14 protein-coding genes and 1 tRNA gene are annotated in these 15,137 nt (G+C 49.6%); 6 read left to right on the top strand and 9 right to left on the bottom strand.

Annotated features, from left to right (window positions below; translation table 11 throughout):
* The first annotated feature begins 48 nt into the window (after positions 1 to 48).
* From F463_RS0104095 to F463_RS0104085, 3 genes are all read left to right on the top strand, one after another.
* Positions 49 to 363 carry an integration host factor subunit alpha gene (locus F463_RS0104095; RefSeq protein WP_018985782.1) on the top strand — a complete coding sequence of 105 codons (315 nt, stop codon included), beginning with the start codon at positions 49 to 51 and terminating at the stop codon, positions 361 to 363.
* 14 nt (positions 364 to 377) lie between these two features.
* Positions 378 to 806 (top strand): MerR family transcriptional regulator, encoded by a 429-nt coding sequence (locus F463_RS0104090; RefSeq protein WP_018985781.1) that lies wholly within the window; start codon positions 378 to 380, stop codon positions 804 to 806.
* 104 nt (positions 807 to 910) lie between these two features.
* A tRNA-Pro gene (locus F463_RS0104085) sits at positions 911 to 987 on the top strand.
* Between the two features lie 268 nt (positions 988 to 1,255).
* Here the strand turns inward: F463_RS0104085 and F463_RS14945 are convergent.
* The 3 genes from F463_RS14945 to F463_RS0104070 all read right to left on the bottom strand — a co-directional run bounded on the left by F463_RS14945 (position 1,256) and on the right by F463_RS0104070 (position 4,468).
* Complete coding sequence (locus F463_RS14945) at positions 1,256 to 1,657, bottom strand: hypothetical protein (protein WP_154650012.1); 402 nt, start codon at positions 1,655 to 1,657, stop codon at positions 1,256 to 1,258.
* Between the two features lie 153 nt (positions 1,658 to 1,810).
* Positions 1,811 to 1,990, bottom strand: a complete 180-nt coding sequence (locus tag F463_RS0104075) for a hypothetical protein (protein WP_018985779.1) — start codon at positions 1,988 to 1,990, stop codon at positions 1,811 to 1,813.
* 381 nt (positions 1,991 to 2,371) lie between these two features.
* Positions 2,372 to 4,468: a putative bifunctional diguanylate cyclase/phosphodiesterase gene (locus F463_RS0104070; protein WP_018985778.1), complete on the bottom strand. Its 2,097-nt coding sequence runs from the start codon at positions 4,466 to 4,468 to the stop codon at positions 2,372 to 2,374.
* 201 nt (positions 4,469 to 4,669) lie between these two features.
* Here F463_RS0104070 and F463_RS0104065 point away from each other — a divergent pair, with 201 nt between their 5' ends.
* From F463_RS0104065 to rluB, 3 genes are all read left to right on the top strand, one after another.
* Positions 4,670 to 5,632, top strand: a complete 963-nt coding sequence (locus F463_RS0104065) for a hypothetical protein (RefSeq protein WP_018985777.1) — start codon at positions 4,670 to 4,672, stop codon at positions 5,630 to 5,632.
* 32 nt (positions 5,633 to 5,664) lie between these two features.
* Positions 5,665 to 7,350, top strand: a complete 1,686-nt coding sequence (recJ, locus tag F463_RS0104060) for a single-stranded-DNA-specific exonuclease RecJ (protein ID WP_018985776.1) — start codon at positions 5,665 to 5,667, stop codon at positions 7,348 to 7,350.
* A gap of 107 nt (positions 7,351 to 7,457) precedes the next feature.
* Complete coding sequence (rluB, locus tag F463_RS0104055) at positions 7,458 to 8,564, top strand: 23S rRNA pseudouridine(2605) synthase RluB (protein WP_018985775.1); 1,107 nt, start codon at positions 7,458 to 7,460, stop codon at positions 8,562 to 8,564.
* Positions 8,565 to 8,646: 82 nt separating this feature from the next.
* Here rluB and prmB read toward each other — a convergent pair whose 3' ends face one another.
* The 6 genes from prmB to F463_RS0104025 form a co-directional block, all read right to left on the bottom strand.
* A complete protein-coding gene (gene prmB, locus F463_RS0104050) occupies positions 8,647 to 9,549 on the bottom strand; it encodes a 50S ribosomal protein L3 N(5)-glutamine methyltransferase (RefSeq protein WP_018985774.1) in 903 nt (300 codons plus the stop codon).
* A gap of 1 nt (position 9,550) precedes the next feature.
* Positions 9,551 to 10,693 carry a succinyl-diaminopimelate desuccinylase gene (dapE, locus tag F463_RS0104045; RefSeq protein ID WP_018985773.1) on the bottom strand — a complete coding sequence of 381 codons (1,143 nt, stop codon included), beginning with the start codon at positions 10,691 to 10,693 and terminating at the stop codon, positions 9,551 to 9,553.
* A gap of 4 nt (positions 10,694 to 10,697) precedes the next feature.
* The gene (locus tag F463_RS0104040) at positions 10,698 to 11,051 is read right to left on the bottom strand and encodes an ArsC family reductase (protein ID WP_018985772.1); all 354 of its coding nucleotides are present in this window, start codon (positions 11,049 to 11,051) and stop codon (positions 10,698 to 10,700) included.
* 78 nt (positions 11,052 to 11,129) lie between these two features.
* Positions 11,130 to 13,064, bottom strand: a complete 1,935-nt coding sequence (locus tag F463_RS0104035) for a putative bifunctional diguanylate cyclase/phosphodiesterase (protein ID WP_245545126.1) — start codon at positions 13,062 to 13,064, stop codon at positions 11,130 to 11,132.
* Between the two features lie 323 nt (positions 13,065 to 13,387).
* On the bottom strand, positions 13,388 to 14,215 hold the full coding sequence (dapD, locus tag F463_RS0104030; protein ID WP_018985770.1) for a 2,3,4,5-tetrahydropyridine-2,6-dicarboxylate N-succinyltransferase: 828 nt from the start codon (positions 14,213 to 14,215) through the stop codon (positions 13,388 to 13,390).
* Between the two features lie 105 nt (positions 14,216 to 14,320).
* Positions 14,321 to 15,133 carry a M48 family metallopeptidase gene (locus tag F463_RS0104025; RefSeq protein ID WP_018985769.1) on the bottom strand — a complete coding sequence of 271 codons (813 nt, stop codon included), beginning with the start codon at positions 15,131 to 15,133 and terminating at the stop codon, positions 14,321 to 14,323.
* Positions 15,134 to 15,137: the final 4 nt, after the last annotated feature.

The following is a 15,137-nucleotide window of genomic DNA, read 5'->3' as shown; positions in this document are numbered from 1 at the left end:
ACAACACAAGCGTCATCTCGCATAATAAGAAGGTTCAGGGGATCGTTAATGACACTCACAAAAGCTGACTTGGCCGATTTGTTGTTTGAACAAGTCGGGCTAAACAAGCGTGAAGCCAAGGACATGGTAGAAGCGTTTTTTGAAGAAGTCCGTAATGCACTGGAACAAGGCGATAGCGTTAAACTGTCTGGTTTTGGTAATTTTGAATTGCGTACTAAATCCGAACGTCCTGGCCGTAACCCGAAAACTGGCGAAGAAATCCCGATCTCTGCACGTCGTGTAGTGACTTTTCACGCCAGTCAGAAATTAAAATTGCGCGTAGAAGAGCACTACGCCGAACAACCTTTGCAAGCACAAGCCTGATCTGATTCGACGACATGCTAGACACGCAAAAAGTCACCTTGCCGCCTATCCCTGCCAAACGCTATTTCACGATTGGTGAAGTCAGCGAGTTGTGTGGGGTTAAGCCGCACGTATTGCGTTATTGGGAGCAGGAGTTTACTCAACTCAAACCCGTCAAGCGTCGTGGCAATCGCCGCTACTATCAACATCATGAAGTACTGCTTATCCGCAAAATTCGTGAACTGCTCTATGAGCAAGGATTTACCATTAGCGGTGCGCGCAACCGCCTGGATGGTGTGGATGAAAAGGCAGAAAAACCACGCACTACCCAAGAAGTTGCTTCAACACCTCGTTCAAATGCGCCATCTCTCATGCCTGAAGAGATCCAATACCCGGCCGTGGATGTGGTAGCCCTCAGAGAACAAATTCAACAGGTCCTGCAACTGCTCAAAGTACCCACCTAAGCAGATCGCAAGCCATTAAAACCGCATATTCTGCTTAGCGAATATGCGGTTTTGCTTTATAATGCAGCCTTCTTTTCGAGTGGGTTCCTGCTCGAGTCAAACGTCGGGGCGTAGCGCAGCCTGGTAGCGCACTTGCATGGGGTGCAAGGGGTCGTGTGTTCGAATCACACCGTCCCGACCAAATTCTTTCCAAAGCCATCCAATACAATCCATAAATAGCCTTTAAATAACGTTTTAAAGCCATTTGTGTGTCTATAGCTATAATCTAGTCTATCGAAATCCACGGTTAAGTTGGGGTAACTTCGGGGTAAAACAACTTACGCAGTGGAAGTTATCCCCAAATAACGCTGTCATTTAAAACCTTCAGCAATTCACAATTAACTGCTAAGACAGACAAGCTTTATGATGAAAAAAAGCTTGTTTAAACTTATTAGGATAAGCGGACGCGATTATTTACGTTTTCGCTGTTCCAAGAATTTATCACCGGCTATATGATTTGCCTCATACATTTCATCCAGCCTTTTATTCAAAGCATCACACTTGTCTTTTAATTTTTCGGCTTCCTCTAAACCATCATTTAAATGCGCCATTAAATAATCATGTTTTTCGGATTTCTGATGTGGCGTTAAGCGCTTATCCTTTGAAGCGGCATCCATTTCTGCTATTCGGTTTAATCTTGCATTTGATTTCGCTGAATATTTAGCACAGATAATTTCTTGCTCAGCCTCTGTTTTTTTTATTTCTGCTTTAGAAAACGGCAGTGCTTTTTCATAAGTATTCGTTGTGGTGATTGATTGCTTGACACATGATACTGTTAGTAAAGCAGCCAGAAAAATGATTACTCTTATCAAAATGTACCTCAGCGTCTACTCTCTTATTTGCAATATGGATTGTGGAGTAATTGGCTTAAAAATCAAAGCGGTGTTTAGGTGACGTATGCGTGAGTCTAAGGTGCGTGACACATGACCTTGTAATGATAGTACGTGATGTATTCAAAAAACCAGTTAATCATTTTCCGGTTTGTAGGTTCGTTTATCTTTTTGCGCACGCTCGTTAACACGTATTGCTAACAGGCATCCGGCTGCGATGATCACTGCTGTGATAGGCTCATAACCAGGATTGATCAATGTCCAGATAAGGGAACCTAAGAGTACCGCCGCCAACAATAATTTGAGAGCTACCATTGAGTCTCCTTACCTGATTAAGATTGAAGTTAAAAACGCTATACTTGTATATCGATCCATAAAATACATCAAAGTTTCGAGTTATTTTTTTCGACTATTCATTCGAGAGGGTAAAAGTATCTTGTGGACTGCTTGCTTTATATAATGAAGACTTTAATGTTTAATCTACAGGGAATCATATGAAGAAAATAATCGTGGCAATTACTGTGCTTGGTCTTTTGTTACCTGGATGTGTCGTTGTGCGCGACCATTGTCCGCCTGGACAGGCTAAGAAAGGGAATTGCTGATTTCCCCAACGAGCATCTGCTGTTCGTGAGAGGTGAATGCCTCAATAAGGAGGCCACTTGGGCTTATACTCCGGTCGCCTAAGTGTAACGGCTGTTAAACGCTGGCGTCAGGAACGATGCTGGCAGCTTGTTGTTGTGGAATGACCGTGGTATGTCTGGCCAGCGCATCGCTGAGCGGCAGGGGTCTATTCAGATAGAATCCTTGAGCATACGCCACCCCCATTTCCTTGAGGCAGTCCAAGGTAGCTTCATCTTCCACGTATTCGGCGATGGTCTGGATTCCCATCGATTGGGCGACGCTCTGTATGGCTTTTGCCATGGCTAGGTCAACCTTGCTGCTGGTGATGTCTTTCACGTAAGCACCATCCATTTTCAGGAAATTGACGGGCAGGTGTTTCAAATAGCTGAATGAAGACATGCCACTGCCAAAGTCATCCAGCATGAATCGTGTGCCCCATTTCTGTAACTCAAGAATGAGTTTGATGGTGTTGTCGATATTAATGATGGCGGACGTTTCGGTGACCTCAAAGCATACGTGGGTTGGCGGAATGTCATAGGTTTCAAAACAGTTCTGAATATAGGGCAACAACTGCGCATCGCCGAGTGACATGCCTGAGAGGTTGATGCTGACAATAAACGGCTTGAGGCTGGATTGTGTTTTAAACAGGGGTTGTAATGCCATAAATGCATGCTGGATCACCCAGCGGTCAATCTTGGTCATCAGGTGATAGCGCTCCGCCGAGGGTAGAAATTCGGCAGGAGGGATAATGCCGCCATGTTCATCCCGTTTGCGGATCAGGATTTCATAGAAATGTGGTAGCTCTTTGCTCTGTAGTGGAAAGATCCCCTGGCAGTACAGCACGAAATCGTTGTGTTCTATGGCCTCGTTGATGCGCACTACCCATTCCATTTCCACATGGCGCTTGAGTAGTACATCATCTTCGGGGTGAAACAGGTGAATCTGGTTACGGCCATTATCTTTTGCCACATAACAGGCGGCATCGGCATGGCGTGTAATCTGGCCGACATCTTTCAAATCAGCGGTAATCTCGACGATCCCTATGCTGATGCCAGTCTGGAACAGACGGCCTTCGTGCATAAAGCGGAAGGTTTCCACCATTTGTCGTAACTGTGCCGCTATTTCAATGGCTTTTTCAACCTGGCAGTAGCTCAGTAACAGGCCAAATTCATCGCCGCCCAGCCGTGCGAAAGTATCTTCGGCACGGATGCGTTGGCTCAGGATCATACTGATCTGGCGCAGCATTTCATCGCCAGCCAGATGGCCGCAGGTATCATTGATGACGCGGAACTGGTCAAGGTCCATGTAGCAGAATACATGGTTGGCCCTGTGCAGCTTTACGTCTTGCAAGGCTTGCTGCAGCCGTCGTTCGAGCTCCTGGCGGTTAACTAGTCCGGTGAGAGCGTCATGGCGGGCCTGATAGCGCAGTTGCGCTTGCGCATCCTGAATACGGTGCCGCATATCGGCTTCCACATGCTGCATTTCCCTCGAAATTTGGTTAATGGTGCTTTGCAGGGATTTGATTTCCGGTAAAGTATTTTTGCCGTGGCTGACTTGCTGGCTGCCTATCATAAAGCGTTTCAGGGCAGCGGTCATGTCACGGATAGGTTGACTAATTGATCGGCTCACCCAGCTGACAAGAATAGAGCACAGCATCAACGCCAGCGTGATGTAGCCAACATTTTTAATGAAGGCGTCGCGATGATCTTCTATCAGGGCGGCTTTATCGATAGCAACAAAGACATAACCCAGCAAATTGTGGGCAGGCTCGGTAGAAAAGACTTTCACCATGGTGATGTCATGCGTGTTTTGCTGCATGACGACAGTATCCTGTTGCGGCAGAGCTTCCTGCATACTGAATGAGGTGCCCAGGTGGGCAATCGGGCGATTATTGGCATCGGCAATCATCAGGGACAAATACGGTTCACGATTGAGCTGGCTCGCTTTGAGCAGCCGCTCTATATATTTCGGGCCCTGCAACTCGGTCTGGTTATGGATGACCGCAGAAAGGAATTTTGCGGTGGTCAGGGCATGCTGGTTCAGCTTGTCTTCTTCGCGTTGCAGCTGTTCTTTAAAATCAAACAGCAGCAAAATACAGGATAACGCAAACACGGGTCCGATCACTAACAGCAGTAATCTGGACTGGATACTTAAATTTTGGAAAAAAGGCATGGATTCCAAGTAATCTAATCAAATTGAATCAGCAGGCGCGTATACCGCCAGGCAGAATAGCCATTGAATCAGATTCATGACATCCCCCCTAATTTCGTGTATAAGACCCATTGATTATAACCATCACAACCTGGCTAGCCTGTTATTTTTCAAGCGGCCAGATGCTCAGTTTTTTCGTGAACCTAGTGTATTTGTTTTCGCATGATACAGCAAATTTATATCACAGATTATCTGTCGGATGCCGCCGCGCGGCCCGCTGACATGATCCACTCTCTCGTAGAGCAGTGTCCCATTTTTTTAAGGGCACAGTGGCAAGTCAACTCGTTGTCTCCGCTGAAGTCATTGTGGCAGTGTCTGGGTGCCAGCGGGGATGCGACATCGGCGGTATTGTGTGCCAGGATGCCATTGCCAGTTGCGCCCCCGGCATTCTGCCTGTTACCTGTGCATCTGGGCTTGCGCCGTGATACCTTCAGCCTGCAATCGGTCGTTCCGCTTGCTGCAGATGTGTATGCCGTGTTGACTGAACGGTTAAAAAAACACTTCTTGGAGGAGTTTACTATTCACGAGGATCCGAGCCAGCGCTATTGGTGGGTGGTGCCCGTGCGTGAAATAAATGCGCAGATGCAATGGCCGCAGGATTGCCTTTACCAGCAGGCCATGCAGTGGCAACCGCAAGGGCCAGATGCTTCTGTGATAAGGCAATGGACCAATGAAATACAAATGCTGTTGCATGAGGCCGCGTATTCCCCGGCTGTGACCAATTGGCCGGAAACATTAAATAGCTTATGGTTTGCCAGTGTGGGCCACATTCCAGCCTGGCCAGCCATGCAACTGACTGTGAGTGGGCAAGGGGATATCTTTTCAGGCTTGCAAGCCAGTCGACTGGCTGCGGCACAATTCATCCCAATGTCAACCATGTTTGCTGATCAACAAATGACTGACGGAATCTGGGTAGCTGACCAATGGCAAACGGTCAACTGGGCAGAGGTGTCTCGTGCTTTGCAAACAGGACGGATATCAGCGTTGCGTGTGGTGATCCCATTTGCAGAGCGCAGCATTGAAATAAGTTATAAAAAACAATTTCGCTGGCAGTTCTGGCGAAAGCCCTACACATTGGAAACGTTATTACAGCAACTCGAAACAACATTGGCTGCGGCAAGGTAAATGGGTTTGGAGAGGTCTAACTAGAGCATCAGATGAGAGTCCAACAGAGAGTATATTCAAACAGTGGTGTTGAAGCGTTGCAGGCACAGGGATTACCCAATTTGCTGGCAAGGTTACTGGCGGCCAGGTCTGTAAGTGCCGAGGACTGGTCATTGCAAGAGATGCCGCACTTGCTGAAGCCAGACGCGCTCACCGGCGCCACCCGCATGGCGCAATTGCTGGCAGACGCAATTACACAGCAAAAACGCATTCTCATTATTGGCGATTATGATGCCGATGGCGCGACGGCAACCAGCGTTGCCATGCGTGGGTTAGATATGATGGGCGCACGGGTCGATTTTCTGGTCCCCAACCGCTTTGAATATGGCTACGGCCTCACACCGGAAATCGTGGCGCTTGCGGCGACACAACAGCCAGAGGTGATTTTGACTGTAGATAACGGGATTGCCAGTATTGATGGTGTGGCAGCAGCAAAAGCACTAGGCATGCAGGTATTGATTACCGATCACCATTTGCCGGGTGAACAAACGCCCGCCGCAGATTGCATCGTCAACCCTAACCAGCGTGGCTGTGATTTTCCGAGCAAGCACCTGGCTGGCGTGGGGGTCATGTTTTATGTGCTGATCGCTCTGCGTGCCGAGCTCAAGCAACGCGGTATGTTGGCAGAAGATGAGGTGCATTTGGGCAGTTTGCTTGATCTGGTGGCCTTGGGGACGGTGGCAGACCTGGTCAGGCTGGATGCCAATAACCGTATTCTGGTCAGGCAGGGACTCAAACGTATCAGGCAGGGCATGGCTTGTCCTGGTATTCTGGCCATCCTTAAACTCGCTGGGCGTGACCCGGCACAGGTCAATGCGCAGGATTTGGGGTTTTACGTGGGGCCACGCCTCAATGCGGCTGGTCGACTGGATGATATGACCATAGGTATACGCTGCCTGCTCGCAGAAACACCACTAGAAGCCATGCAGTATGCCCAGCAATTGCATGTGTTGAATGCCGAACGCAAGCAGATCGAAGCAGAAATGCAGTGGGATGCCATGGCTGACCTGACACACGATTTTACGGACTCTCAATATACGATTAGCGTTTTTCAGCCAGACTGGCACCAAGGCGTGATTGGTATCCTGGCTTCGCGCATCAAGGAGCGTTTTCACCGGCCAGTGATTGCTTTCGCCGATGCAGGGGATGGGCTCATCAAAGGCTCTGGCCGCTCCATTGCCGGTTTACATCTACGCGATGCACTGGACCTCGTCACCAAGCAGCAGCCTGATCTGATTGTTAAATTTGGAGGCCATGCCATGGCTGCGGGACTCAGTATTCGCGCAGTGGATTTTGCGCGTTTCCAGCACACTTTTGAGCAAGTGGTACAAAGCCTGATAGATGCTGAAACCTTGCAGGAAATTCTTGAGACCGATGGTAGCCTCGAGGTGCATGAAATGACCATGCAGACAGCGGAGTTGCTGACGCAGCAGGTATGGGGCCAAGGCTTTCCACAGCCAGTATTCTATGACCGCTTTCAGGTGTTGCAGCAACGCATACTGGGTGAAAAGCATTTGAAGCTGCGCCTGCAAAAACATAACCAACAGTTTGATGCCATTTATTTTCAGCATGCCGAGTTGCTGCCAGAACAGATAGAAATTGCGTATGCCTTACAAGTCAATGAGTTTAATGGCAACCGCAATTTGCAATTGCAAGTGATGCATGCGGTGACGGCCTGACAGGCTTGAGCCTTCATCTGCTCGCGCTAAATCAGCCGCAATGTATTTAGCTTTAGAGAGTATGCCCTAAATACGGTAAAATACAGCCTTCATTCAAGAGGTTAAGCATGGCTCGCCCATTTAAATCCCCAAAAACTGTTTCCGGGACCCGTCCCCCCAAAGTGCAAACGCCGGTAGCAGAGACTGCTGAAGGTGTGGACGCGCCTTCAGCGCCACGCTCGGGGCAACGGCTGCACAAATTGTTGGCGATGGCTGGGTTTGGCTCACGTCGCGAGATGGAAACATTAATCGAAATGGGGCGTATCACTATTAATGGCCAGGTGGCTCAGGTAGGGGCGGTGGTTGATGAGCATGATATCGTGCGTCTTGATAGCCGTATCCTGCATCTACCATTTGAAGCAGAACTGCCGCAAGTGCTGTTGTATCACAAGCCTGAGGGTGAGATGGTGACGCAGGATGACCCGGAAGGGCGTGCCACCGTCTTTGACAAGCTGCCGCGGATCAAGCAGGGGAAATGGATCGCCATTGGCCGTCTGGATATGAATACCAGTGGCTTGCTGATCTTTACCAATTCTGGCGAGCTGGCTAACCGTTTCATGCACCCACGCTACGAGGTGGAACGTGAATATGCGGTGCGTATTTTGGGTGAACTGACGCCAGAGCAGATGTCACAATTAACCCATGGCATAGAACTTGAAGATGGCCCGGCTAATTTTGAAAGCATTTACGCCAATGGCGGAGAAGGTGCTAACAAGTGGTACCAGGTAGTGATCAAGGAAGGACGTAACCGTGAGGTGCGGCGCCTGTTCGAGGCTTTTCATTTGCCGGTGAGCCGCCTCATGCGCGTGCGGTTTGGCCCGATTGCGCTGCCGCCACGTCTTAAGCGTGGCACTATGCTTAAACTTGAGCAGAAGCAAGTAGTTGCTTTGCTGGAATGGGCAGGCTTGCCTGTGCCACGCAAGCCACTCAAGCAAATGAGCCCGCATGACCGTGACCGTGCAACCCGCGTGTTTACTCCCAAAGTACGCAAACAGCGTCGTAGCTTACTGGAGGCGGCAAATGCCCCGGCTAACAGTAGCGAGCGTCCGGCACGTGCACCCACTGGTAATCGCCGTATTCGCCAGGATTCTGATCTAAAACAGGCCTCGCTGCAGAATGCACGTATCAATAGCGGCGCCAATAAACGCAGTGACCGTAATCGGGGCCGCGGTTAAGCTGCTGGTGAAAATAAAAAAGCACTTCTGATTGAAGTGCTTTTTTATGACTGGCATTACCGTGTTTTTTCAGCTTGCTGGGTTATTGAACCTGCAAACCAGCCTCTATTAAATCCTCTTTGGTCAGCATAAACACAAACTGGTCGCCGGCACTGGTGTCCAGCCAGGTGAATGGCAAGTCAGGATACGCTTCATGCAACGCATCCCGGTTATGGCCAATTTCCACGACCAGTATGCCACCATCATTTAAATATTCAGCCGCCTGCGTCAGTAAAGTATGCGTGTGGTCCAGTCCGGCAACACCACTGCCTAACGCCAATTGGGGTTCTTTGCGATACTCTTCTGGCAGTTCAGCCATGCTAGGCGCATCCACATAAGGCGGATTGCTGATAATGACATCATATTTACGACCCTTGAGTGCGGTAAACATGTCGGATTGTACGGCTTGCACCTGATGTTCCAAGCCGTAACGACCAATGTTGATATTGCATACTTCAATCGCATCTGGAGAAATATCGACAACGTCAATATGTGCATTGGGGAATGCCTCCGCCAGTAAAACACCCAGGCAGCCAGAACCGGTACAAATATCGGCTGCCGATTCGACCATTTCAGGGAACTCCACCCAGGGCTGTAAACCGTCTTCCAGTAATTCTGCAATAAACGAGCGCGGCACGATCACGCGCTCATCAACATAGAATTTGAATCCGCGTAACCAGGCTTCATTCACAAGGTAAGCCGTTGGCGTATGCTCGGTGACGCGCTTTTCAATGAGTGTTCCCAAATGCTGGCACTCCTCTGAGGTTAAACGCGCATCAAGGAAGTTATTCAGAGTGTCATGCGGCAAATGCAGCGCGCTCATAATCAGCCACACAGCTTCGTCGTAGCTGTTATCGGTGCCATGACCATAAAAAATATCGGAATTTTCAAAACGGCTCACGGCATAGCGCAGCCAGTCACGGATAGTTTGTAAATTGGTCGTCATATTATTTCAGCAACAATAGCTCCATGGTGCGTTTGTAAGTTTCCTTGAGCGGCTCAATGTCGGCCACGGCCACGCATTCATTCAGTTTGTGTATCGTTGCATTCAGCGGCCCGAACTCAATCACTTCCTTGCAGATGTCAGCAATGAAGCGGCCATCTGAGGTGCCACCGGTCGTGGAGAGCTCTGGACTGACGCCGTAGCTATGCTCTATGGCCTGGCTGATGGCTGCGACCAGCTCACCGCGAGGCGTGATGTAAGACTGGTTGTGTTCCCATTCCAGCGTGTAATCAAAGCCATGGCTATCCAGGATGGCATGGACGCGCGAACGCAGGCTTTGCTCCGAGCTACCTTGACCCTCCACCTCCGGGCAATAACGGAAGTTGAACAGGATTTCGACTTCACCGGGGACCACATTGGTTGCCCCGGTGCCGCCATTCATGTTGGAAATTTGCCATGAGGTGGGGGGGAAATACTCGTTACCGTGGTCCCACACGGTTTCCACCATGTCCTTAATGGCAGGTGCGGCCAGGTGAATCGGGTTTTTGACCAGGTGCGGATACGCAATGTGGCCCTGGATGCCTTTGACCGTGAGCTTGCCAGACAATGAACCACGCCGGCCATTTTTGATCATGTCGCCAACGACTTTATTGCTCGTGGGCTCACCGACGATGCAGTAATCAAAAGTCTCGCCGCGGGCCTGCAGGGCTTCCACCACTTTGACAGTCCCTTCAATCGCGATGCCCTCTTCGTCTGATGTGATCAGCAGGCCAATCGAACCTGGGTGATTTGGGTTTTCAGCAATAAATTCTTCGATGCTGGTAACAAAGGCAGCCAATGACGTTTTCATGTCGGCTGCACCGCGTGCATACAGCATGCCATCCTTAATCGTTGGCTCAAATGGCGGTGTGTGCCATTGGTCGAGGGGACCAGTGGGCACCACGTCAGTGTGCCCGGCGAACACAATCAGCGGACCTGTGGTGCCGCGACGGGCATAAAAGTTGTCTACCTGGCCAAAGCGCATGCGTTCAATCTTGAAACCCAGGGGTTCAAGACGTGCAATCATGGCTTCCTGGCAGCCAGCATCTTCCGGGGTCAGTGAGCGACGTTTGAGCAGGTCAATGGCAAGATCCAGTGTTTTTGACATAAGCTTATTCTTTGGCAAACAGTTGGGCATACTCGGTTTCATTAAAGCCAAGAGCAATGATTTTATCGTTCTTGACCATAACAGGCCGCTTGATGACAGAGGTTTTTTCTTGCATCAAGACTTGGGCTGAACTGGCATCCACAACGGTGTTTTTCTCTGTATCACTCAGGTTGCGCCAGGTCATGCCACTGCGGTTGACCAGCTTTTCCCAAGGATACTGCTGCAACCACGATTGCGCGGTAGCCGTGTCCAGCCCTAGTTTCTTAAAGTCGTGGAATTCATAGGCAATCGCGTGCTCTTCCAGCCAGTCACGGGCCTTTTTGACAGTGTTGCAATTGGGGATGCCGTACAGTTTCATGGTGCGCTATCGGGTAAAAAGTTTATTTTACCAGCCGATGAGCAGGGTGTTGCAACTTAATTGATGTGCTTGCCGAGTTTAGAACAGGCTTTGCGTGGTGGATTTGAGTTGAAGTTCGCTGAATACATCAAACAGGAATTTCTGTTCAACCGGTTTGGAAAACAGGAAGCCCTGCATCTGGTCGCAACCAATGCTGACCAGGGCAAGGCGCTGGTCTTCATCTTCAACGCCCTCAGCGACCACATTCAAATCCAGCGCATGTGCCAGTTTAACAATGGCTTCTACGATTGAAAGCGCAGTGCGCGAAGACGCCACTCCTTTAGTGAGGGTGCGGTCCAATTTGACTTCACTAATTTCCAGGTCCTGCAAATGCGTCAGGCTAAATGGATGCAGCCCAAAGTCATCCAGGGAGATTTTAAGGCCCTGTTTTTTGAAATGGCGCAGGGTTTCTTTAAATTGCGCCTGATGATGGATCGCATTGGTTTCCGATACTTCCAGAATGAGGTTGCGCGCTTCCACTTCATGGGATTCCAGAATCGACTGTATCAGTGAACCGAGCTGCTTATTGCGGAATTGCTGGTTGGACATATTGACTGAAATGCTCAGGTCAATGCCGCGGTCACGCGCCAGCCGGATAGTGCTGCATGCCTGCGAAATGACCCAGGCGTTGATTTCTTCGATCATGCCAAAGCGTTCTGAGGCTTCAATAAAACTATTAGGCGAAAGCAGGCCACGTGTAGGATGCTGCCAGCGCAATAGCGCCTCAGCACCATGTACCAAGCGGGTCAATGAGTCGACTTTGGGTTGGAATAGCAACCTGAATTCCTGTTCGGTAATCGCTTTTTTGAGCTCCACCCGCGTTTGTTGCATGACATCTGACGCCTGCTCAATTTCGGCATCAAAGAAGCGGTACTGGTTTTTGCCATTTTCCTTGGCCTTATACATGGCGGCATCAGCATTCAACTTGAGTTTTTGCAGGTTGCCGTCTTGTGGATACATGGAAACGCCAATAGAGCAGGAAATTTCAATGACATGATCTTCTATGATAAAAACTTCACGCAAGGCATCGATAATGCGCTGAATTACCGTCACTACACTTTGGTGGTTTTCGATTTCGCTGAGTACAGCAATAAACTCATCGCCGCCTGCCCGTGCCACATAATCACAATTACGGATGGCATTGCTGATGCGCTTGGAGACTTCTATCAGTAACAGGTCACCAATATGATGACCAAACTGGTCGTTGACGGGCTTGAAATGATCCAGATCGATATATGCAAGCGCCAGGGACTCGCCATTCCGGTCACAACGCTTGGCGCTGATGATCAGGTGCTGGTTCAAAGCGTCGCGGTTAGGCAGATGTGTCAGTGGGTCGTAAGCCAGGAACCGCTTGTTAACCGTCTGTGTGTTGCGGAAGGTCAGCTTGCTTTGCGTGAGGTCGACATTGCGCTCATAAAAGATGACCAGGATGAATGAGGTGATAAACAGCAATACAGGGACTAATACCAGCAGGAGCATCAGATAGTTTTGCGTTTGGTCGCTGGGTTGGCCGATCAGCATGTTGTTATGCACAATGCTGAGGTTTATTGCGGTGTGGGATGCCAGGAAGCCCAGCGCAATTTCCACTGAAAATATCCATTTCAAGCGCTGTAATGCTTTTCCTTCATAGCTTTTCAGCCAGAGGGTGGTGACGATAGCCAGTGCCGATGTCAGGCAGGCCAGGAAAAGCGCGAATAATGCGGTCCAGGTGTCGATACGGATATTGATCGCCCCGGCGCTCAGCTGGAAAAAATAGGAAAGCAGATAACCGCTCACGCCCGCTGCCAATGAGGCATAGAGCAGGTCTCGCAAGGGCAGTTTTTTCTGGTTGACTGTTTTGAGTAGTGATAGGGAAAGCAGGTAGGCGCACAACAGGCTGCCTATCAAATCTACCGGGTGCTGTGTGATTTTTGGAATATTGTCAGAAGCGAACTGGTAGCCGGCATGCAGCAGGAAAATACCGGCCGCAGTCATTGCGGAATATTTTTTTAGCAGTGCATCATGGTTCCTGTTTGCCGCGATACGCAGCTGATCAACCAGCTTAAATGCAAAAAAACATCCGATGACACTGGATGTGAATAGCAGCAGAATAAGCATGTTTGTTGGGATCATAGTTGCACGGTCATTGTGATTATTAGTGGTGTGACTCTACTGCGTTTTGTTTCTTGCCTGCTATTTCTCCATACTTGATACGATTACCACAAAAGCGGATGATGAGAATCACTCTTATATCGACCCGATATGCCCATAACTTGAGCGGTGATAAGAGAGCGATTCCCAGTGCGAGTGTTTACACCTTACACACCACGCAATAATTCGTTGATACCGACTTTGCCCAGTGTCTTGGCATCCACTTTTTTCACGATCACAGCGCAGTACAAGCTGTATTTGCCATCGCTGGAAGGCAGGTTGCCTGATACCACGACTGAGCCGGCAGGCACGCGACCAAAGTGTACTTCACCGGTTTCACGGTCATAAATCTTGGTCGACTGGCCAATATAGACACCCATAGAAATCACGCAGTTATCTTCTACCACTACACCTTCAACCACTTCGGAACGTGCACCGATAAAGCAGTTGTCACCAATAATCGTTGGGCCAGCCTGTACTGGCTCCAATACGCCACCAATGCCTACGCCACCAGATAAGTGTACATTTTTACCAATCTGCGCACAGGAACCCACAGTCGCCCAGGTGTCCACCATGGTGCCTTCACCTACATAAGCACCGATGTTGACATAGGAAGGCATCAACACTGCGTTTTTGGCAATGAAAGAGCCTTTGCGGACAATGGCGTTAGGCACGACGCGGAAACCACCGGCTTTAAAGTCTTCTTCAGTGTAGTTGGCAAATTTTGGATCGACTTTGTCAAAATAACGAGTTACGCCGTCATCCATCAGGTAGTTGTCTTTGAGTCGGAAAGACAGCAGAACGGCTTTCTTGATCCATTGATGGGTTTCCCATTGCTGGGTGTCGCCAATCCGGGATGCGACGCGCAATTTGCCAGCATCCAGATCATCCAGTACTGAAGCCACGGTGGCTTTGATATCTGCTGGTGCATTGGCCGGGTTGATGTTGGCGCGGTCTTCAAAAGCCGCTTCAATAATGCTTTGACGTGGATCCATGATGTTCTCTAATTGATTCGGTTAAATAACAGTGAAACCCGAAATTTTAACCTAATTTCGATGGATCAGGGGCTATAGATAGTGATGACCCCTGGTAAGCATGGGTTATTTGTTTTTTGCGGCCAAGTAAAGTGGCATGACTTTGGGTGTCAGTGCTTGCAGATCCTTGATGCGGTTCTCGCTGGAGGGGTGGGTGCTCAAGAACTCGGGCGGTGCATCCTTGCTGGCTGCCATCATTTTTTTCCATAGGCTGACAGCGGCCTCGGGGTTGTAGCCTGCTCGTGCGGCCAGTTCAAGGCCCATGCGATCCGCTTCGCGTTCCTGTTCCCTGCCATTTGGTAAAGCAAACAGTAGCTGACTACCCATGTTTGCACCTTGTGCAGCCATATTGCCTGCGGTACCACCAACAAAAGCTGCGAGTGCTTGCAAACCAAACTGCTGTACATAGGCTTGTGACATGCGTTCGCGGCCATGTTCGCGCAACGCGTGGGAAATTTCGTGGCCAATCACTGCAGCCAGTTCGTCGTCTGTCGCATTGAGTTTATCCGCCAGTCCAGAAAACACCATGATTTTGCCACCTGGCATGCAATAGGCATTCAATTGCTCATTTTTCTCTACATTGACTTCCCACTTCCATTTGGTCGCATCTGGGCGGAATACGCCAACTTGCGCAATCAGCCGGTTAGAAATAGTGGTGACGCGATTCAAAAGTGCTTTATCTGCGTTTAGCGTACTTTTCTTTTGGGCGTCCTGGAGCGTTTGTGTATAAGATTGCGCCGACATCTTGTCTACCGTGGCCGATGGCAGTAGCAAGAGCTGGCTACGTTGCACACCAGAAACGCTATTGTTGGTTGTACTGGCACAGGCGGTCAGTAATGCGCATGCGGCAGCCACAGAGATGAGTTTGATATTGAACATACGG

Source organism: Methylophilus methylotrophus DSM 46235 = ATCC 53528 (assembly GCF_000378225.1).
In the GTDB taxonomy this organism is placed as follows: domain Bacteria; phylum Pseudomonadota; class Gammaproteobacteria; order Burkholderiales; family Methylophilaceae; genus Methylophilus; species Methylophilus methylotrophus.
Note: the sequence above shows the minus strand (reverse complement) of the source record. Positions and strands in the feature narration are given on the sequence as shown.